Consider the following 19833-nt stretch of genomic DNA (forward strand, 5'->3'; position numbering starts at 1 on the left):
TACTACAGTATTTACTTGGGTAAAGTAAAAGTTAAATTTTGTTCAAATTAAATTATAGAGAAAGTAAAAATATTGCAGAGGAGCGGAGAGGCCAATACACTCAAAAAGTGAACCTTGCCCCTCATCTCCTCTGCTGCTACTCAACAGTGCTATCCACCAACAGCTGTTAGGGAGCTAAGGCGTTACCACGAATGAGGCTACCAATTGTCTTGGCTGTAATTTTCAGTTGCGTAATGGGGTTAGCGGGGACAACTGTTTTATACAGATAGCTGTCGAATGTGAGCTTTTGCACATCCAGATCAGCACACATTTCTACAAACGCCTCGCGGGTAGCGTCGGAACGATAAAATACCGTTTGCAGAATGTCTAACACCTTGTAGGTGAGTCCGTATTTTTTATCCCAGCGCTTCAAATAAACCTTGAGGTCATTTTCTGTGGGGATTGATTTGCCGTTGTTGGATATTTCCACAATTGTTTCGGCACACATCCGTCCAGATTTCGCCGCAAAGTAAATACCTTCACCAGAGGATTTGGTGACATAGCCGGCTGCATCTCCAACTAAGGCGACTCTACCGACAACGCGGCGAGGACGGGGATGTTCGGGGATGGGGTGGGCTTCTACTTTGATGATTTTACCGCCTGCTAACTTCTCGCTAGCACGGGCGCGAATGCCGGCTTGTAACTGCTTAATGCTGGCTTTATTCACCTGCATTGTGCCAGTACCGACAGCTACGTGGTCATATTTGGGGAATACCCAAGCGTAGAAGTCAGTAGAAACGTCATCACCGACGTACATTTCGGCTAGATCGTTGTAATAGGCCATTTTGTCTTGGGGGAGACGAATGCGCTCTTGGAAAGCGATCGCATAATTGTAATCCCCTGCATCAATTTCTTTAGCAATCCGGGAATTAGCCCCATCAGCCCCAATTACTAAATCCACTTTCAAAGTTTTGGCAATACCTTGTGCCCCACCTTCTGTATGGTCTACATAATGAATGGTATATGGGTCGGTATTGTTGGTAGGTATATCCAGTTTATGAACGGTGGCATTAATTAAAATTGCACCTAGTTTTGCCGCACGATCCCGGAGGAAACCATCCAAAACCTCACGGCGGCACATTCCTATATATTCATCTTGATTTATCAGATTGATATCAACTTCCCGATTGGAGGGTGATATCATCTTCATCTTGCGCACGCGGCGATCGATAATTTCTGGTGGTAAGTCAAACTCACTCACCATACACAGGGGAATTGCACCCCCGCAAGGCTTGGCATTATCCAGCTTCCGCTCAATTAGGTAAGTTTCAATCCCAGCTTTTGCCAGTGTTTCAGCGGCAGATGAACCAGCTGGGCCCGAACCAACAACAGCAACCCGTAGTGTCAAAGGTTTTCCCCCAATCTTGACATTTACCGAAAGCATCGTACCACGGACTTTTGGCTCATTTCTCGCTCTTGCTTCTGGTTTTGACAGAAATGCAATATTCCTTAATATTTCGACACGAATAATGATAGTGGTCAGTCGTTAGTTGTCAGTTGTTAGTAGTAATTGGTCATTTGTCAATGGTGATTCCATAAAATTGCGCGAAATCCCTCAGACTTTATTTGGAGTATGAGTTAAATTTGACCTAGCCATAATCAGTAATTTGAACTTCTACTCTAGATTAATAAGTATTAATAATGGAAATTTCACTATTAGATTCTCTTGGCAGAAAAGCTGGTATCGTTGCAATTACTGGATATCAAAAATACGTTTCTCCTCATAAAGGTTTTGTTTGCGCTCACCGAGTTTTATATGGTGGCGAATCTTGTTCTCAATATATTAAGCGGGTAATTGCATCAGATGGATTTAAAGCACTACTTACTAAATCCCGTCAGCGATTTCAAGCTTGCAAGCAAGCCAACCGGATTTTACGATCGCAAGCTGATAACTCAGAAGCAAGTGAGGATGAGTCAGAATCAAATCTGCATTCACAAAAAAAAGCCCTAGGTAGGAATGCAGAAAAATCTTCCTTAAGCGGTGGTGACGGGACTCAATGCTTTGATTGTGCGGATCTGGGCTGCAATTGCGCTGAACTTGTGAGCATGACTCCTGATTGTAGCGTCCTTGATTGTCATGCAGTGGATTGTAGTGCCCTAGATTGTAGTGGTGCTGATTGTAGCTTCCTTGACTGTGGTGGCTGTGGATAACTAATTTTTTTTTATTTTTAATTATTTTTTAGTAGTTCAAAAATCATAGTCTTATGGTATATATGTAATACGGTAATCCTAGCAATTATTCGTAGATTATTGGCAGGGGAAGAAAAACTGTGGGCATATTAGTTGAGAATGTATCCAAGAATTTTGGAAGTTTCCAAGCTGTTGATCAGGTAAATTTAGAGGTGAAGACAGGTTCTCTAGTTGCCTTGCTTGGCCCATCAGGCTCTGGAAAATCCACGCTGCTAAGGTTAATTGCGGGCTTAGAGTTACCAAATAGTGGCAAAATATTCCTGACTGGTAAAGATGCTACCTATCAAAGTGTGCAGGAGCGCAATATTGGGTTTGTGTTTCAGCACTATGCTTTATTTAAGCATAGGACTGTACGCCAGAATATCGCTTTTGGTTTAGAAATTCGCAAAGCCCCAGTCAAGAAAATCCAAGGGCGGGTAGAACAGTTACTAGAGCTAGTGCAATTGACTGGATTAGGCGATCGCTATCCTTCACAACTTTCTGGTGGACAAAGACAGCGGGTAGCTTTAGCTAGGGCGTTGGCTGTGGAACCAGAGGTATTATTGCTCGATGAACCCTTTGGCGCACTTGATGCGAAAGTGCGGAAAGATTTACGGGCATGGTTACGCCGCCTCCATGATGAAGTACATGTTACCACAGTTTTCGTTACCCACGACCAAGAAGAGGCAATGGAAGTCTCCGACGAAATTGTGGTGATGAATAAAGGGCGTGTAGAACAAGTAGGAACTCCAGAGCAAATTTACGATCATCCTGCTAGTTCCTTTGTGATGAGTTTTATCGGCCCGGTAAACGTGTTACCTAGTTCTTCGAGGATTTTCAAAAGCAGTGAATTTGAAGTTCCCCATCCAGAAGTATTTTTACGCCCACAAGATGTAATTGTCGAGAAACATGCTAATGGTGCAACTACACCTGCAACCGTGAGCCGAGTGATACATTTGGGTTGGGAAATTCAAGTAGAATTAAGTTTAGACGAAGGGCAAGTGGTGATGGCGCATTTAACACGCGATCGCTTTAAAGAATTAGAGTTAGAACCACAACAACGGGTGTATGTCAAGCCCAAGGATGCCAAGTCTTTCCCTTTGACTTATTCGATTTAAAGAGATTTACCTTTAATTCCCATATTTTTGGATTGTTCATACCATTGTCATTACCCACATTTTTGTAACAGTCAAACTATTGCACTGAGCGATATTCCGCCAAGAACTGAAGTTCTTGGCTCATAGCTGAAGTCCACTTAAGTGGACTGGAAAAACGCTGAGTCTACTTCAGTAGACTTGAGCTATGAGGCTGGGAATTCATTCCTAGCCGGAATCAGAACGAAGCGGGAAATTAAAAAGATATGGGTAACGATTCGGGCTACTGGTTACTGCGGGCGTTATCTACTTTTGACCTGAAAATGGCTGTAAATTCAAGATAAATCGCCACTACCCACCAATTTGAAGAGACATTGAGAGAATTAAAGGTTAAAACAGATACAAGTATTAATTTTCTCAGTCTTGAAAATTCTATGGGATTTAATATCATTGGTGCAGTTATCGGCTTTGTTATTCCTGCTGCTGAACGAATTGTTTCAGCATTTATTGATCACAAATTTAGCAAGGAAGATAAACGTAATCTACCTGTAAAAGTTCAAGAAATTAGGCAAGATCAGCGTATACGTCTAAACTTTGGCATTTAGGTACAAAAGAGTTGATAACTACTCTTTCTGGGCACTCATTGAATATATACTCTATAGCCTTTAGCCCTGATGGGAAAACGATTGTTACTGGTAGCGAGGACAAAACAATTAAAATTTGGAGGTGTGAATAATATTGAGATGGGTATGAAAGAGCGATTTTTCATGTAGAGTGCTTAAGAGTGCGATCGCTCTTTATTAAGCTCCTCTCAAAAGCGGTAACATCTCACTTATCGCAATCTGCAAATCAGGAAACTGTAGAGGGGAAATAGTCTCATGTTCTGCCAAAATTACTTCACTTTGATAACCATCTACAGTTGGTTCTCGAAATACGTGCAATTGACGACCAATTACATCTAATACCCAATAATCTGCAATTCCTGCTTTTGAATAAGCTTTTCCTTTAGTTTCACAATCTAGTTTAAGACTGCTATCTGCTACTTCAATAATTAGATAAACTTCTGAAGGTGTAGGATGATGGTCTGCATAGTACAGAGGATCTACTTTAACTACAGCAATATCAGGTTCTGGTTCAGACCGTTCATTTAACTTTACTGGGTCTTGAATCGATACCCAAGCCCGATTTCCTAATCTATTTTTTAATAAATAGTCTGTCCTCCCCACAGATGAACGATGGGCTGTCCCTTTTGCAATCATCCAAATAATCTTTCCTTCTAAAAGTTCTACACGTTCATCATCAGCAAAAATCCCAGCCTCAGCCATCCGGTGGTATTCTTCCACAGTCCACAGGCGAAGCTGTAATGTTGTGTCTGTGTTTTGCATAATTTGTTTAGCAAAGCTGAAGGTTAATTAATATCCTATTTTAATCCTGAGTTACTGCCTCAAATAGTTGCGATACTTTGAGATTCATTTGACTAAATTGTGGAGATAAAATCAAATCCTCACCATAAAAGTTACCTACCTCAGTGTAAACATTGCCAGTGAGTTCTAAAACCAATACAGTTTTGTTTTCGGGGTCAATAATCCAATATTCAGAAATCCCACAATCTTGATATTGTCCACGCTTGGCGATAAAATCTCTATCCCGTTGTAATTCTCCTGGACTTACTATCTCAATTACTAGTAATGGAGGTAGCATTGATAGGCGGATAGTATTACGTTTTGCTAACTGCTGAATATGCTCTTCCCGAATAATAGTCAGGTCAGGATAACGGTTTCTGGGTTCTCCTCTCACTTCTAGTTCTAAGCCGTGCCCCCGAACTCTTCTATAATCTAAGAGCAAAGCAAATTGAATCAGTAAAAATGTCGCAATCTGAACATTAATCCCTGATTCTGGAGGCGTTTCGATTAACTCTCCGTTAAACAACTCATAGAGTTTGTCTGTGCCATCATCATAAGATAGGTATTCTTCAAAGGTTTGAAATTGATGTTTAACTGGTAGCATCATAGTCTCTCATGATGAGCCTTAATATAAGTTTAGCGAACTTTTGCCAGCAATCTCATCAACCCCATTTCAGCAATTAAATCAGAAAGTAAATACCCTTGAAACTCTGACAAATGACTATTGACTATTGACAATCCCCACCAGTTAGCTTGATTTGCGTCCTCCTACTTAAACCTCAACAATTTGAATTTCATCCAGCCGATTAATCACCACATCTGCACCTTGGACATGATCTAATTTATTAATCCAGGTGATCCCTATACAACCTGCGGCTTTAGCATTCTTTGCCATTTGCATATCACCCACAGAATCACCTACCATTAATGTAGCGCTGGGTTCTACTCCCAAAGCTTGGCAAGCTTGCAAAAATAACACTGGATCTGGTTTACTCGGCCCTTCATCTACTCCCTTTGTTAGCTGGATATAATCGCTTAACTGGTGATTTGCGACAAAGCTTTGGACTTCTTGAGTTGTAGCTGCTGAGAGGATACCCAGTTTTAATCCAGCTTCTGAAAGTGACTTTAAGACTTCCACGCTACCTGCAAATAGTGGCGAAGGAGTTTGACCAATATATTTTTCGGCTTCATCCAAAGCTTGACGGGCGATTTTTAAAGACTCAAACCATCCCTTACCAGTTTCCGCAATATATGCAGCGGTGGCGATTTCTGTCTCGCGGCGACTGGCTACTGACATTATACCTGCTGGATCGAGGCTATTACCATTGACTCCAAATGCCATGAGCAAGGGTTCGCCAATACCAGGGAATTGGGCGTCTATTAACCGTGCTGTTCTTTGGGCGAGCGATCGCAAATACGCTTCTGAATCTTCTAGAGTACCGTTTTTATCAAACAAAATCGCTTGAATATTCGCAAATGTGATATTTCTACATTTAATAGTTACCAAAATCTTTCACCCCTTGATCTCAATAAAAAATTCAAAATTTTGCCAATAAGTCCCATAAAAAAAGAGGGAAAATCCCCCTTTTTGAAAAACTTTCATGTTTTTAATTACAGACAAATACCAGTGTCTTATTCTTCAATAGCTGCTGGAATTTCTTCTTCAATAGCTGCTGGAATTTCTTCTTCAATAGCTGCTGAAATGTCTTCAATTGCAGATGGAATATCTTCTTCAATTGCAGATGGAATATCTTCTTCAATTGCAGATGGGATATCTTCTTCAGCTACAGCTTCAACAGCAACAGCAGTAGCACCTTGTTGTTTGGCTAGCATTTGTTCCCGATACTTAGCTGCCATTTCTTCTGCCTTATCGTAAACCAAATCACGGTTTTTAATCATGTCACCTGGTTCGGGTTCCAGCTGTTTGGTTGACAAGGAGATCCGACCTCTTTCTGCATCTAGGTCAATGATCATAACTTTCACTTCATCATTGACATTAAATACACTGTGAGGTGTATCAATATGCTCATGAGAAATCTCGGAGATGTGTAACAGACCGCTAACACCACCGATATCAATGAATGCACCGTAGGGCTTAATCCCGCGCACTGTACCAATTACAACTTCACCAACTTCGAGGCGGTTCATCTTCCGCTCAACTAGCGCCCGACGGTGAGATAGAACTAAGCGATTACGTTCTTCGTCTACTTCTAGGAATTTTAATGGTAGTTCTTCACCTACCAATTCTTCTTTGGGTTTACGAGTGCTGATGTGGGAACCGGGAATAAAGCCACGCAATCCCTCAATCCGCACTAATGCGCCACCACGGTTAGTAGCAAAGACACCAGAACGAACTGTAGCATCTTCAGCTTGCAGCTGACGCACACGCTCCCAAGCGCGCATATATTCAATCCGACGAATTGAGAGAGTCAGCTGACCATCTTCGTTTTCGTCAGTGAGAATGAAAAATTCGCGCGTTTCGTTAGACTGTAATACTTCTTCCGGGGCATCGACCCGGTTAATTGACATTTCTTGTATAGGTATATATGCTGCGGTCTTAGCACCTATGTCAATCAGAGCGCCGCGCGGCTCTATACTGAAAACGGTTCCTGGTACTACATCGCCAGGGCTAAAGTGATAATCGTACTTATCAAGTAGAGCTGCGAAATCTTCGTGCGTAAATCCAATTTCTGTAGCGGTTAAATTCTGATTGACCATGCTAATTTGTTCCTGGTTCTAGTCTCCGTAATTTTTTGTCGCAAGTGGAATTATTAGACAAGCGCTATCATGCTAGTCTAAACCTATTTCATCCTAGCGTAGAAAAGCTAGTAACAACACATATTAACTTCCAGATAGAAGATTATATCATAATCTCTTATGACAAGTCATTTATTCAGAAGTTGGTGTTTATCACCAAGGGTGTCAACCCTAAGTATTCATAATTCGTTATCAAATTACTCATAATTAAAGTATTTGACCCAGCCTCTAGCTTACACCAAAGTCTTCCCTGATTCTTGAACATCATCAGGATTTATCACTATCAAAGTGATGCTAGATGGTGTAATTTTTGCCAAGCAAACTGATTCGTTCAGAGTGTAAACCTAAATATCCGCTGATAAGACAAAGTTATCAGCGGATATTTAGGTTTATATGACCTTAAAAGTCTGGTAATAGCGATCTAATCATCTTTTTTCGCAATCCGGGGGGGTTCGCGAAATGCGATCGCAAAGAAGAGAACTCCTATACACAGAGTGAAAATTAAGATGTACGCAACGCTTTCCATATTACAAGTTCCTGCCTATCCAGCCAGTAATAATATTGTACCAAGCGAGGGGATTTGGTACTGGGGACTGGGAACTAAGTATTAGGTATTTAGAAAAAACTTTTCTAGCCTTGGTTCCCTTAGCCCCTAGTCCCTAGTCCCTAAAAATTAGAGCGCTTCCTTACGGCGGGTTGTCTTGTCACCCACTTTCTGGAATAGACCCCATTCAACTTGCTCTTCTAGATCTGCTTCCACACCGGCAAATACATCGCGGTAGATAGTGCGCGAACCATGCCATAAGTGACCAAAGAAGAATAAGAGAGCAAATACAGCGTGCCCAAAGGTAAACCAACCTCTAGGACTGGTGCGGAATACACCATCAGAGTTCAAGGTTTCCCGGTCAAATTCAAATATTTCACCGCCTTGAGCCTTACGGGCGTATTTCTTAACTTCGGCTGGATCTGTAAAGGTCTGACCATTCAAATCGCCACCGTAGAAGCTAACAGTCACACCAGATTGTTCAAAGCTATATTTGGATTCTGCCCGACGGAAAGGAATGTCAGCGCGGACAATACCATCTTTGTCGGTCAAGATAACTGGGAAGGTTTCAAAGAAGTTGGGCAGACGACGCACGGTCAATTCTCTGCCTTCAGAATCTTTGAATACTGCGTGACCTTGCCAAGATTGGGCAATACCATCACCCTTGACCATTGGGCCTGTACGGAATAAACCGCCTTTAGCAGGGCTATTACCTACGTAATCGTAGAAGGCAAGTTTTTCCGGAATTTGTGACCAAGCTTCCGTTAGGCTTGCACCATTGGCAACGCTGCTTTGGACGCGGCGATTAATTTCTTGACGGAAATAGCCTTGATCCCATTGGTAACGGGTAGGGCCAAACAGTTCAATTGGTGTGGCTGCGTTACCGTACCACATAGTACCAGCGACCACGAAGGCAGCAAAGAATACCGCAGCAATACTGCTAGAAAGTACAGTTTCAATGTTACCCATCCGTAAAGCTTTGTAAAGCCGTTCGGGTGGTCTGACTGTGAGGTGGAATAAGCCTGCAATAATACCGACAATCCCAGCGGCTATATGGTGAGCAACAATACCACCAGGATTAAATGGGTTAAAGCCATCTGGCCCCCATTCGGGTGCTACTGGTTGGACGCTACCTGTAACTCCAAAGGCATCGGAAACCCACAACCCTGGCCCAAATAGTCCAGTGAGGTGAAAAGCACCGAAGCCAAAACAGAGTAGACCAGATAAAAATAGGTGAATGCCAAACATTTTTGGCAAGTCTAGAGCAGGTTCACCAGTACGAGGATCTCTAAAGAGTTCCAAATCCCAGTAAACCCAGTGCCAAACAGCGGCTAAAAACAATAAACCAGAAAGAACGATGTGAGCAGCAGCAACGCCTTCAAATGACCAGAAACCAGGATCGGTTGCTGGAGAACCAGTAACGCTCCAACCACCCCAAGATTGAGTCACGCCCAAACGGGACATGAAGGGCAACACGAACATCCCTTGACGCCACATGGGATTGAGAACGGGATCGCTGGGGTCATAAATAGCTAGTTCGTACAATGCCATCGAACCAGCCCAGCCTGCCACTAGAGCTGTGTGCATCAAGTGTACAGAAATCAGTCGTCCTGGATCGTTCAGAACGACTGTGTGTACTCGGTACCAGGGTAGTCCCATCGACTACGCTCCTCCTCGATGAGTTAGTTTACAAAGCAATTTTCTTACGGAAGTTATGCGCGGCAAAATTTACCACTCTTACTTCTCTGTTGTTTTTCTTATTGCCAGGGTATTTCTGACCACAGCCTAGTCTTCTCAGACAAACAGTGTGGCTGCTTTGGCAGTGCTAACACGCTGAGCGCTCTTTACCCGATTGAGTAGCGATCGCTTTGGTTTTGAACTACCGGAAAATTTTCTGACGAAAAACTCTCCCTTATTCTTGTGGAATTAGCTAAATGTCTCTAAAGACATTTGGGTAGTTCAGCGTGCTAGGCAAGTGCCAAGCAAAAATGAGAATATTTTAAAAAGTGTAACTATTGATGGAACGCTTTGCAAGCGTGTAAATAGATGCGATCGCGTAGCATCTGTGATATTTTTCGCTACCAATCCCTGTCATACATACAGTTTGCGTATTCTTAGGGAAGATCAGGGGCAGGGGAGCAGGGGGGATGAGGGAGTGTGGGAAGTGTGGGGAGTGTGGGGAGTGTGGGGAGTTTTCTTACCCATCCACCCCCAATCCCCAGAGGGGACCCCGAGTCCCCCATCTGTTCCCAATGCCCATGTCTCGCCACAAGCCCTATGCCCCATGCCCCATGCCCCATGCTCTACTGCGCCAGCAATTGAATGTTTTGCAGGTGACACTTGGCCTCGGCCGTACCCAAGCGTTCGATTACCTGTTCCGCTGTCATCAAACGCTTCAGCACTACTTGTCCGATGCTGTTATTTGTCAGTGCTGCTGTTGTTGGCTTCACTTCTACGGTTAAAACCGCCTCTTCAACTCGATAAAGCCACAAAAATTCGTTATTTTCCACCAAACAAATATTCAGTTTCTGAATATCTGGTTGGCGTCGCCATGCGGTGATCTGCCAGAGTCCATCAGATGCCCAGACTCTGGACACTGTCCATCCTTCAGATAGGAAAAAATACTTCACGTTATTAGTCTCACTATATAGACTATCAATTCTGCTGTTTTACGATATCGCGATCGCCTCCTGCGCTGATGTATATGCCTTGATATATTGTTAGCTGAGGAGGCGAATGGGAAATTTTTTATTTAAACAATTTGGGCTATGCTCAAAGCTAAGCTAGCCCAAATATCCCTGATGATTATAAAATTTATGACATAATAACCTCCTGTGGGAATTTTTTAAAATATATAAAGTTTTTTACTTTCTAAAAATTTCATCTCATAGTATGTATTATTACAAATTTTTTGTAATAAATATTGATATTTTCGGCGACAACAACTGATAGTTGACTAATACACTATCTAAAATCCTGATTCTTTCATCAGCATAATTGCAACATAAAATCCTAGCCTTAATCATTAATTAAGCAAGAGTAGAAAGAACAAATAATATTCGACTATTAACATTTAGATAGGCACACCAGTGACATTGCTGCGAAACTGTACCATCGCTTCACTAGCACCAAAATGTACAGCAATTTCAGGTAAGAGCATTTTTCTCTGTGTCGCCCACAGTAAACCACGTTTGGGAATTTGCAGGCATCCCCCCAGAAAAGTTGCTTCATCTTCGTTATTTTGTTGACGTTTTGGTTGTCCGGTTACGGTATCAAAGCCAACAGGTTGGTGCTTAAGCAATAGATGGGCTATCTCATGCATCAAATTAGATTCCCTCCTTGTAAGTGCATGACGTGGGTTGCATACAATCCACAGTGGGCTATAGCTTATAATCGCCGCTGACCATTCATCGCTAGCTAGTAATAATGTAATTTGCTCTGCTTCTAAATTGGGAACCTGATCCGGTGTAAAAAGTTTTGCGCCTAACTTGGCTGCTAGAGTGTCTGCTGGTAATGCTTCAAATGCTCGCACTCCCAGCAAGCTTCTTTGTTCAGTTGCGATCACCTCACAGCGTTGTCGAAACTCAGGCGATAATTTTTCAATCAATGACATAGTTATAATTCTTGCTTCTATTCGCCATCTTTTTGAGAAAGGTCGTGATAGGCTGCTTTGACTAAAGACGCTAAAGCATTAGCGATCGCTGGAGCGAGATTTTTGTCAGCACGTAATGAAGATGGTTTGAGTGAAGAAGCAAATCGGTACTTTTATGAGGAAGTGCTAGAGAGAAATAAGTATATTGGCTTTCTATATGTAAAAACCGCAACGCCACTTGCTCACTACTAACAACTGACACCAAAGCGTAATCAAAAATGCGACTTCCAGAAGATATGCATCTCCAGCTAACGAATGATTCTAGTTCCTGTAGAACTTCATAAACTGTAACTATTGCTTACAGAAATTCAAGTGGGGACTTAATTATGAAACGCTTTAATGTATCCAAAATTGTCGGGAGTACTGTTCTAGCGCTGAGTTTAGCTATTGTGCCTACAGTATTACCGGCTTCTGCCCAAACGAATACTAGTCCTGATGGCACGACTACAGATACTACCACTACAGACCGCCCTCTTACCGACGGCAATTATGCAGATGGTGATTGGGGTTTGCTCGGTTTACTCGGTTTGTTTGGTCTATTTGGCCGCAAAAGCCGCAGACATGATGACACCGCTTATAGCAACCGTGATGTAGTAGGTTCTTCACGTTCTAACTTTTAATCCTAAGACATTCTGCAATTTTACGTCAATCCTTCCAATAAGTTTAAGTTGCAGCCTGCAAAAGCAGGCTTTGTTTTTTTGTAAATATTGCTGCTTAAAGAATCGCTAGAGTTGGTAGTGGTCTGTCTGTTTAATTTTGATGATTTTCTGTGACTATAAGTAAGTTGGCGCTAATAATTCAAACTATGTTAGGAAAGCTCAGATACCCGACTTCTTGAAGAAGTCGGGTATCTTTTTGTTCGTAACTCATACATGAATTGCTATATAAATAAGTTCACGTTAATACGAAACATCAAGATATTGGTCACAAATACCTTGATGTTTTCTATGGATGGCTTTGTGTTGGTAACGAAAGCTGATTTTGAAAGCCCTCAATAAAACAGGACTTACCCAACTGGCACAGGCGATCGCTACTAGCGGATAATTGACCGCGTTAGGAATCTTAGACCCCCAGCCCCTCGCTGTGGGGGGAGTGAAAAGCTTAATTTTTCTTACTCCTCATTCTCCTATTAGGAGAGGGAGGCTGGGTGGGTGAGGTCTTGATAATTCACGTTAACTGAACTTTTCTCTGAGCATTAAATGAACTTTTTTCTGAACCATTCTCTGAGCTAAAACTGAGATTGGACTCATATTTGCTTTAGTGGTAAATCTTTAATTGTAGTTCAACATAAATATATAAATTTAACACATAGAATGAGTTATAAATACAAAAGCTGTTAACTTATTTGAGTTTCTAGCGGGTTTATCCTGACGTATTCATTCATTAATTTTATTGAGTTATTAATCAATGAAACAATATATTGTTTCATTGATTCCTTGGGTATTAATTTTAATTTTTGCTAATTAACTTTTGAAATACACAATCAATTCTTATTGAGAAATACACATCAATAATAAGAATTAAGTGAATTCTCATTAAATTTTTTGAAAAAACCTATCGTCAGGAGCAAGATATGTTTAGCTCTCTTAGAGATTCTCTGGGATTAGTTACTGCTGGATTAATTTCGATTTTGATGATAACTCCCAATGCCATAGTTAAGGCTGAAGATTTAAAATCTAGTAATAATTCTCCAGGAGTTTCGATAACAGACAACAGCACTGATTTGCTTGAACAAGTTAGTCAAGATGTTCAACCAGATTCTGCGTCAATCACTTCAGTTTCTCAGCTTTCTGATGTGCAACCGAATGATTGGGCATTTCAAGCGCTGCAATCTCTAGTTGAGCGCTATGGCTGTATTGCTGGATACCCTGATGCTAGTTTCAAAGGAAATCGCGCTATGAGTCGCTTTGAGTTTGCAGCTGCATTAAACGCCTGCTTAGACAAAGTTAACCAACGAATTAGTGCTGATACCACAGACATAGTTACTAGAGAAAATGTGGCAACTTTGCAAAAGCTGCAAGAGGAATTCAAAACAGAACTCGCTACCTTACGAGGAAGAGTTGGTGCTTTGGAAGCACATATCGAAAAGCTAGAGAAAGAAAAACCGAAATGCTCTAAAACACCGAAACTAGACGGTCAGCTAATAATTGCAGTTACAGATGGCTTTGGAGATGCTAACCGTAGCGGGAATGGAGATAATAGCAATCTTACAGTTTCCGATCGCCTACGCCTCAACATCAAAACCTGCTTTTTTGACAAGGATGAGCTACTTGTACGCTTTCAAGCAAGCAGTGTGATTAATCCAATTGCACCTGGTAATGAGGCTCGCTTCAGTTTCGCATCTGGTAGTAATACAACTAATGATATTTTGCTTAGTAAGCTGCAATATCGTTTTCCTATAGGCGAGCAAGTGACTGTTCTAGTTGCTACAGGCTTTAACACTTACTTCGATGATTGGGATGTTGTTAACCCTCTACAAAGCGATTCAAAAGCTGCCATTTCCCGCTTTGGTCGATACAGTCTAATATTTCGTTTGGGTGGAGATACGGGTGCAGGTGTGACTTATAAGCCGAATGAAAATATCAAAATACAGATGGCTTATCTGGCAAAAAGTGCCAACAATCCTGCTAGCGGCTTGTTGAACGGTAACTATGGTGCATTGGGGCAGATTATATACTATCCCGATGGTATGTGTATAAAAGACCAAAATAACAATTGCAAAATTGATGAAGACAAAGTTACTAAGATTGCCTTCTCCTATGTCAAAGCCTATAACGACAACGGTTTAGGACATAATACTGGCAGTTTAGCATCCAATTTGGGAGGGAGAAAAGTTGACTCTGATTCGTTTGGAATTGAAACAAATGTAAATATTAGCAATGGTTTTCAACTGGGTGGATGGGTAAGCTATACCAATGCGCGGGCGCTGACTGGAGAAGTCAGAGGCGATGCTGATATCTGGAGTTGGGCTGTCACTCTAGCCTTCCCTGATTTAGACAAAGACGGTAAAGTGCGTAATTTAGGAGGGATTATCATCGGGATGCAGCCTAAATTGACTGGTACTTCAGCACCTCTATCAGGCTTACCTCGTCGCGATCCCGATACTGGATTTCACATTGAAGGGTTTTATCGGTATAAAATCAACGATAACATCAGCATTACTCCTGGTTTTATTTGGCTGACAGCACCAAATCATAACGAGCAAAATGGTGACATTTTTTTAGGAGTAGTTAGGACTACCTTGGAGTTTTAAAAAATACAGCAGATTGCTTGGTGAGGTACAGATAATTCTAGGGGTACAACAATGTTGTTCCCCTACCTGTCTAACTCTTTTAACTGAAATATGCTGTAATTCGAGCAGACAGTACTGTGCATATTAATCGCCTACACTCTTCCCTAATTTTTGGGGAGAGTGCAACTTCATTACAAAAACTTTACTTTAATGATATTGCAAAAATCACGTTTTTATTTAAGAATATTTACTGAGATAAGAATTTCATAAAGCAAATGTACTTTTATTAACAAAGTAATTATTGGTTAGTTAATTTACGGTGTGCGATCGCATATAGGGCTGAAACCGGACAAGTTTACAGTCTAGATGGTCTGAGAGTTATTTGACCTGACGTTTGCTCAAAGAAGTGTAGAAATTAGAACTGGGCTAATTCTCAGGCTTGTATGTGCTGAAGATAAATATATCTATAAAAATCTAATAATTATTTCTTTTTTTATGATCCAGTGTGTATCTAAAGTAACTCTCAAGGTTAATAAATGGTTAGTAGCACTCCCTCTATTCAAGTTTACTGCACTCGTCCAAGTTGCGATCGCCCTATAAATTCTATTTCAGAAGCATCTCTTAATTCAAGTGCTAGAACAGAAATACGTTGTGCTAATTGTGAAATGCCTTTGATTTTAGATGGTCATTTCTTACCGCTAAGGTTATTAGTTCCAGATGAAGAAAGAGGCGGATTTGGTAGAACTTTCCTAGCACAGGATATTAACTTTCCCCAAAGACCACGGCGCGTAATCAAACAGTTGTACCCTAAAAATACTCCTGGAAATAAACTCGATTCATCAGTTCTGGGAAAGATAGAAGAATTGTTTCACCGGGAAGCGATGATTTTAGCAGAACTAAGTCATCAACAAATTCCCAGGGCTTGGGCATTTTTTGTAGTGGAAGTTGAACACCAAATCAGCCATCAACAAAGATTTTTTTACTTAGTCCAGGATTATATCGAAGGTCAAAATTTAGAGCAGGAACTAAAGGAGCGAGTCCAGGCTGGAAAACAATTTTCAGAAGATGAAGTTATCAATATTCTCAAAGAAATTCTGACAATACTCAGGTATGTTCATCATTACGATGACAATTCAACAACTATACATAGGGATATTAAACCTGCCAATATAATGCGCCGTAGTAGCGATGGCAGGCTATATCTGATAGATTTTGGTGCAGTTAAACAGGTAGTAATTGAAAGAGCGCCCACTGAGACATCATCTAAAGTTATAACTCCAGGGTTTGCGCCACCTGAGCAATCCGCTGGCGAAATGGTATCTCCAGCATCAGATTTATTCGCCTTAGCCGCTACCTGTCTGCGTTTGCTGACAGGTAGCAATCCCAGTTCGCTGATCTGGAATTCAAATTGGAAGAATCATACGACTGTGAGAAACGAGCGTTTTGCAACCGTTTTAGACTGGATGCTCAAATACAGACAAGAAGACAGACCTCAGTCTGCTCAAGAAGTTCTGGATGCTCTTTCTACTGCACAACAACCTTTTTGGCAGAAATTTTTTGATGGGCTGAAATCGCTTACAAAAATTCCTAAACGCTGGCGTTGGATAAGTTTTGGCTTTTTGGCTTTGTTCGTAGCGGCGATCGCAATTCTTCCACATCTTAAATACCCAAGATCACTAGACCCAAAATCGACAGCAACACCAACACAAACACAAACTTCAACGCCACCACCACCTTTTGCAGAATACTTTAGCAGGGGAGAAGAAGCTCTAATTCAGCAAAAAAAAGAAACTTTATCCCTTAACGAATGTAGAAAAGCTTATAATTCAAAGCAAACCGGGATAGATGCTTTTAAACAAGCTAGTTCTTCAAAGTCTCCAGATAAATTCAGAGAAGCTGAAAAATATTTCAAGCAAGCTACAAATGAATTTAGAAGCGCTTTTAGAAATTCTCCTCCTAATAATAAGTGTGAAGTCGATCCAGAAACATGGATTTATTACTACAACTCCAAAGCAGCTATAACTACATCCAAGATTAGCCTTCCAACTATTGCAGTTGTGATTCCCAGCTTAGAAGAACATAGGGATATTGCTCTAGAAATGCTGCGTGGTGTTGCCCAAGTTATTGAACAAAATCAAGATATGCCATTCCAAGTGCTAATAGCAAAGGAGAATAGTGACGACAAAGAAGAAGTTAAAAAAATAGCTAATTTTATTTATAGTGAAATCAACGAAATTCCTGGAGATTTTAAGTATTTTGAAAATAGTAAAATATTAGGAGTTATTGGTCACATCACAAGTAGCAATACATGGTTAGCAGGAAGTATTTATGAAAAAAAACAACTTGTTTTAATTTCACCCACAAGTACTGCTGTTAGGAACGGTTACGAATATGTTTTCCGCACAGCTTCTGATGACTTTATTGCAGCTGGGGACTTAGCGAACTACGTAGCGGATAAGCTTCAAGGAGAAAAAGTACTGATACTTTTTGACGAAGATGAGTATAGCAAATCTTTGAAAGAACAATTTAAAAACACGCTGATACATGAGCGAAGGGTAAATCGGCAATATATTGAAGAGTGTAATTTATCGCTGCCAGAAAACCAAGGAATTTGCTCTGAAAAAGCACGAACAGCAAAGGCTTTGATGTTGGCTACCAGTCGTAAAAACCTGGATGAAGCACTAAAAATTGCTAAGTTTGCAAAGCAAAATCATGAATTGAGAAATCAACAGTTACCACTCCTCTTAGGAGGAGATGTTTTTTATAGCAGAAAGACGCTGGAGAAGCTTGAAAACTATGCTAATGGCATGGTGGTTGCTGTGTCTTCCCACGCAAATCTTGCTAGCCAAGAGTTTACTAAGAAAGCCCAAGAACTTTGGTGGACAACAAAGGTGAGTTGGAGAACACTTACTTCCTATGATGCAGCACAAGCATTTGTTACAGCTGTGACTGATATTCGGGAAAAAAATCTCGATCCAACTCGCCAACTTGTATACGAGCGGTTAAAGAATAATAATTTTTCTGCTACAGGTGCTACTACGAAAGTAAGATTTGAGTACGGCGATCGCAAACTAATCACAAAGGTTGGTGTTTTAGTGCAAGTTGATAGAAATAATGAGAATAATAGCGATGAATATAACTTTACTCTTGTGCGACCCATACCACAACGTCAAGAATAAAAAATTCCATCCACAAAGCAGAGTGTTTGTAAGTGGTAGGTGTCAAGGAATGTGCTAAACCCCTGCTATAACAATCTAATTTTTTTAAACCCTTGAACTTATGCGTAAAAGAAACCGCTTATCTCTCAAAGCTTCTGAACTGGGAAAAAAACTTATCAAGGATGCTAGGAATAACGAAATTAAAAAAGCCACAAGGGAAAGAATTGAGGCAAAAGAACCGATTGAAAAGGATGAGTATATTGATGAAATATTTCTGAGGAAAGCAAGTGAAATTTTAGAACGGGATAAAAATTGGGATAAGGTCGAATCACTGCAACAATATGCACTTAGTCCAGCGATGTGGAAGCGTTTCAAGGATGGTAAAGAATATATCAACGCTCAGAAATTTATAGTGTGTTGCCAAGTATTGGGCTTGAACTGGGAAGATGTAGCAGAAAATGAAGTAGATGCTAAGAGGAATTTGAGGGAAGCACCAAATGTTGCTAATTTTTTTGGTCGCATCCAACAGTTAACTGAACTTCAGCAATGGCTAATTAAAGAACGCTGTCGGTTAGTTGTTGTTTATGGAATGGCGGGAATTGGGAAAAGCGCCTTAGTTCGCAATTTAGTAGACAAAATTGCTGACAAATATGATTACATCATCTGGCTTTCTTTGGAATCAGCACCGCCATTTACACAAATCCTCATCAGGCTGGTGCAATTTTTATCTAAAGGTGAGAAAGAAGAAGGTAATATTTCTGAACTCATGCAGTATTTAAAGGCTCAAAGATGTTTAATAGTGCTGGATGGTTGGCAAGAAATAATTGGCGATCGCAGCGAAGATTATACAAATTATAAGGTATTTGGAGAAAAAATTGCGAAAGAAGCACACAAAAGCAGTTTATTATTACTTAGTAGAGAAAAACCTCAAAATATTGCATTATTAGAAGGAAAATTAGTTCGCTGCCAAAGATTGGGAGCTTTAACTTATGAAGAAGCAAAACAAATTTTAATAGCAGAAGGTCTTTCTGGACAAGATAGTGAGCTTGAGGAATTTAGCAGGCGTTATAGCAATCCGTGGATACTGGAGAAAATTGCACCGGACGTTCGTACTGTATTTGCTGGTGATATATCGCCATTTATGGCTAACTCAATTCTTGTGAATGATGAAATTACTAACTTTTTAGATAGGCAATTTGAAAAACTCAAAAAAGCAGAAATAAATCTGATTTATTGGGTAGCTATCAGACGCAATTTAGCTTCATGGCATCAATTAGTACAAGATCATGAGCAATTTTTATCCTACAATCAGCTATTTCAAACATTAAAGGATTTACTGGAAAGGCGTTCTTTACTAACTATAAATTCCGAAGATATCCCCATACGCTATATACTAGAACCAGTGATTTTAAAGTATACTACTAATAAATTTGTGGAAAGCAGTTTTCAAGAGATTAACCAAGTAGTTGTAAATCAAGATATTCAGGGTTCAGAACTGTTTATTACTCATAATTTTATCACAGAACAACCAGAAGATGAGGAACTCAATCAACAGCAAATGCGGCGGATTGTACAACCTATTAAAAAAATGCTTTTGGCTGAGTGGCTTAGTCAGCAACAACTGGAAGATAAACTCAGGAATGTTCTGTCCCTATTAGAAGATAAAAAATTGTCTTTTGGGTACGGACACCGAAATATTTCTCACCTAATTTCTGCTGGCTAATAAACTTTTATTTAAAGCGGATTTAGATACCCGACTTCTAAGAGAAGTCGGGTATCTGGGCT

At 40.6% G+C, this 19833-nt stretch carries 18 protein-coding genes; 9 read left to right on the forward strand and 9 right to left on the reverse strand.

The features are described 5' to 3' along the window. Positions 1-166: 166 nt before the first annotated feature. The gene (gene chlP / locus AACU32_RS19800; RefSeq protein ID WP_096602542.1) at positions 167-1423 is read right to left on the reverse strand and encodes a geranylgeranyl reductase; all 1257 of its coding nucleotides are present in this window, start codon (positions 1421-1423) and stop codon (positions 167-169) included. A 257-nt stretch (positions 1424-1680) separates the two neighbouring features. Between chlP and yidD the strand changes: the two genes are divergently transcribed. From yidD to AACU32_RS19820, 4 genes are all read left to right on the forward strand, one after another. After that, on the forward strand, positions 1681-2190 hold the full coding sequence (gene yidD / locus AACU32_RS19805) for a membrane protein insertion efficiency factor YidD (RefSeq protein ID WP_096602544.1): 510 nt from the start codon (positions 1681-1683) through the stop codon (positions 2188-2190). 119 nt (positions 2191-2309) lie between these two features. Beyond that, positions 2310-3326, forward strand: coding sequence for a sulfate/molybdate ABC transporter ATP-binding protein (locus AACU32_RS19810; RefSeq protein ID WP_096602546.1), 1017 nt, complete (start codon positions 2310-2312; stop codon positions 3324-3326). Positions 3327-3676: 350 nt separating this feature from the next. Continuing rightward, positions 3677-3907: a hypothetical protein gene (locus AACU32_RS19815; RefSeq protein WP_339378102.1), complete on the forward strand. Its 231-nt coding sequence runs from the start codon at positions 3677-3679 to the stop codon at positions 3905-3907. 11 nt (positions 3908-3918) lie between these two features. Next, entirely contained in the window at positions 3919-4038 is a 120-nt protein-coding gene (locus AACU32_RS19820) for a WD40 repeat domain-containing protein (protein ID WP_096602548.1), read from the forward strand. A 64-nt stretch (positions 4039-4102) separates the two neighbouring features. Here AACU32_RS19820 and AACU32_RS19825 read toward each other — a convergent pair whose 3' ends face one another. From AACU32_RS19825 to AACU32_RS19860, 8 genes are all read right to left on the reverse strand, one after another. Next, positions 4103-4687, reverse strand: a complete 585-nt coding sequence (locus AACU32_RS19825; RefSeq protein ID WP_096602550.1) for a Uma2 family endonuclease — start codon at positions 4685-4687, stop codon at positions 4103-4105. Between the two features lie 40 nt (positions 4688-4727). Then, positions 4728-5309, reverse strand: coding sequence for a Uma2 family endonuclease (locus tag AACU32_RS19830; protein ID WP_096602552.1), 582 nt, complete (start codon positions 5307-5309; stop codon positions 4728-4730). A 168-nt stretch (positions 5310-5477) separates the two neighbouring features. Then, positions 5478-6212, reverse strand: a complete 735-nt coding sequence (locus AACU32_RS19835; protein ID WP_096602554.1) for an HAD family hydrolase — start codon at positions 6210-6212, stop codon at positions 5478-5480. Between the two features lie 125 nt (positions 6213-6337). Then, positions 6338-7423: a 30S ribosomal protein S1 gene (locus AACU32_RS19840; protein ID WP_096602556.1), complete on the reverse strand. Its 1086-nt coding sequence runs from the start codon at positions 7421-7423 to the stop codon at positions 6338-6340. 460 nt (positions 7424-7883) lie between these two features. Beyond that, positions 7884-7988 (reverse strand): photosystem II reaction center protein T, encoded by a 105-nt coding sequence (locus AACU32_RS19845; RefSeq protein ID WP_071989499.1) that lies wholly within the window; start codon positions 7986-7988, stop codon positions 7884-7886. 147 nt (positions 7989-8135) lie between these two features. Continuing rightward, positions 8136-9665 (reverse strand): photosystem II chlorophyll-binding protein CP47, encoded by a 1530-nt coding sequence (psbB, locus tag AACU32_RS19850; protein ID WP_096602558.1) that lies wholly within the window; start codon positions 9663-9665, stop codon positions 8136-8138. Between the two features lie 644 nt (positions 9666-10309). Continuing rightward, positions 10310-10636 (reverse strand): hypothetical protein, encoded by a 327-nt coding sequence (locus AACU32_RS19855; RefSeq protein WP_096602560.1) that lies wholly within the window; start codon positions 10634-10636, stop codon positions 10310-10312. Positions 10637-11079: 443 nt separating this feature from the next. Beyond that, entirely contained in the window at positions 11080-11619 is a 540-nt protein-coding gene (locus tag AACU32_RS19860) for an ImmA/IrrE family metallo-endopeptidase (RefSeq protein ID WP_096602562.1), read from the reverse strand. A 57-nt stretch (positions 11620-11676) separates the two neighbouring features. On the opposite strand from AACU32_RS19860, the gene AACU32_RS19865 reads away from it, so the two are divergent. The 5 genes from AACU32_RS19865 to AACU32_RS19885 all read left to right on the forward strand — a co-directional run bounded on the left by AACU32_RS19865 (position 11677) and on the right by AACU32_RS19885 (position 19771). Next, the gene (locus AACU32_RS19865) at positions 11677-11850 is read left to right on the forward strand and encodes a hypothetical protein (protein ID WP_339378104.1); all 174 of its coding nucleotides are present in this window, start codon (positions 11677-11679) and stop codon (positions 11848-11850) included. Between the two features lie 134 nt (positions 11851-11984). Then, entirely contained in the window at positions 11985-12278 is a 294-nt protein-coding gene (locus tag AACU32_RS19870; protein WP_096602564.1) for a WGxxGxxG family protein, read from the forward strand. Positions 12279-13231: 953 nt separating this feature from the next. Next, on the forward strand, positions 13232-14911 hold the full coding sequence (locus tag AACU32_RS19875; RefSeq protein ID WP_096602566.1) for an iron uptake porin: 1680 nt from the start codon (positions 13232-13234) through the stop codon (positions 14909-14911). Between the two features lie 515 nt (positions 14912-15426). After that, positions 15427-18069 carry a bifunctional serine/threonine-protein kinase/ABC transporter substrate-binding protein gene (locus tag AACU32_RS19880; RefSeq protein ID WP_096602568.1) on the forward strand — a complete coding sequence of 881 codons (2643 nt, stop codon included), beginning with the start codon at positions 15427-15429 and terminating at the stop codon, positions 18067-18069. 100 nt (positions 18070-18169) lie between these two features. Beyond that, positions 18170-19771 carry an NB-ARC domain-containing protein gene (locus AACU32_RS19885; RefSeq protein WP_096602570.1) on the forward strand — a complete coding sequence of 534 codons (1602 nt, stop codon included), beginning with the start codon at positions 18170-18172 and terminating at the stop codon, positions 19769-19771. Positions 19772-19833 lie beyond the last annotated feature (62 nt).

The organism is Calothrix sp. NIES-2100 (assembly GCF_963875285.1).
Classification (GTDB): domain Bacteria; phylum Cyanobacteriota; class Cyanobacteriia; order Cyanobacteriales; family Nostocaceae; genus Aulosira.

Excerpts from the sequence above, each read along its gene's own strand:
- AACU32_RS19870 (WP_096602564.1), top strand. The coding sequence starts at position 11,985 with ATGAAACGCTTTAATGTATCCAAAATTGTCGGGAGTACTGTTCTAGCG.
- AACU32_RS19840 (WP_096602556.1), bottom strand. The coding sequence starts at position 7,423 with ATGGTCAATCAGAATTTAACCGCTACAGAAATTGGATTTACGCACGAA.
- AACU32_RS19875 (WP_096602566.1), top strand. The coding sequence starts at position 13,232 with ATGTTTAGCTCTCTTAGAGATTCTCTGGGATTAGTTACTGCTGGATTA.
- chlP (WP_096602542.1), bottom strand. The coding sequence starts at position 1,423 with ATGCTTTCGGTAAATGTCAAGATTGGGGGAAAACCTTTGACACTACGG.
- AACU32_RS19830 (WP_096602552.1), bottom strand. The coding sequence starts at position 5,309 with ATGCTACCAGTTAAACATCAATTTCAAACCTTTGAAGAATACCTATCT.
- yidD (WP_096602544.1), top strand. The coding sequence starts at position 1,681 with ATGGAAATTTCACTATTAGATTCTCTTGGCAGAAAAGCTGGTATCGTT.
- AACU32_RS19825 (WP_096602550.1), bottom strand. The coding sequence starts at position 4,687 with ATGCAAAACACAGACACAACATTACAGCTTCGCCTGTGGACTGTGGAA.
- psbB (WP_096602558.1), bottom strand. The coding sequence starts at position 9,665 with ATGGGACTACCCTGGTACCGAGTACACACAGTCGTTCTGAACGATCCA.
- AACU32_RS19845 (WP_071989499.1), bottom strand. The coding sequence starts at position 7,988 with ATGGAAAGCGTTGCGTACATCTTAATTTTCACTCTGTGTATAGGAGTT.
- AACU32_RS19880 (WP_096602568.1), top strand. The coding sequence starts at position 15,427 with ATGGTTAGTAGCACTCCCTCTATTCAAGTTTACTGCACTCGTCCAAGT.
- AACU32_RS19860 (WP_096602562.1), bottom strand. The coding sequence starts at position 11,619 with ATGTCATTGATTGAAAAATTATCGCCTGAGTTTCGACAACGCTGTGAG.
- AACU32_RS19885 (WP_096602570.1), top strand. The coding sequence starts at position 18,170 with ATGCGTAAAAGAAACCGCTTATCTCTCAAAGCTTCTGAACTGGGAAAA.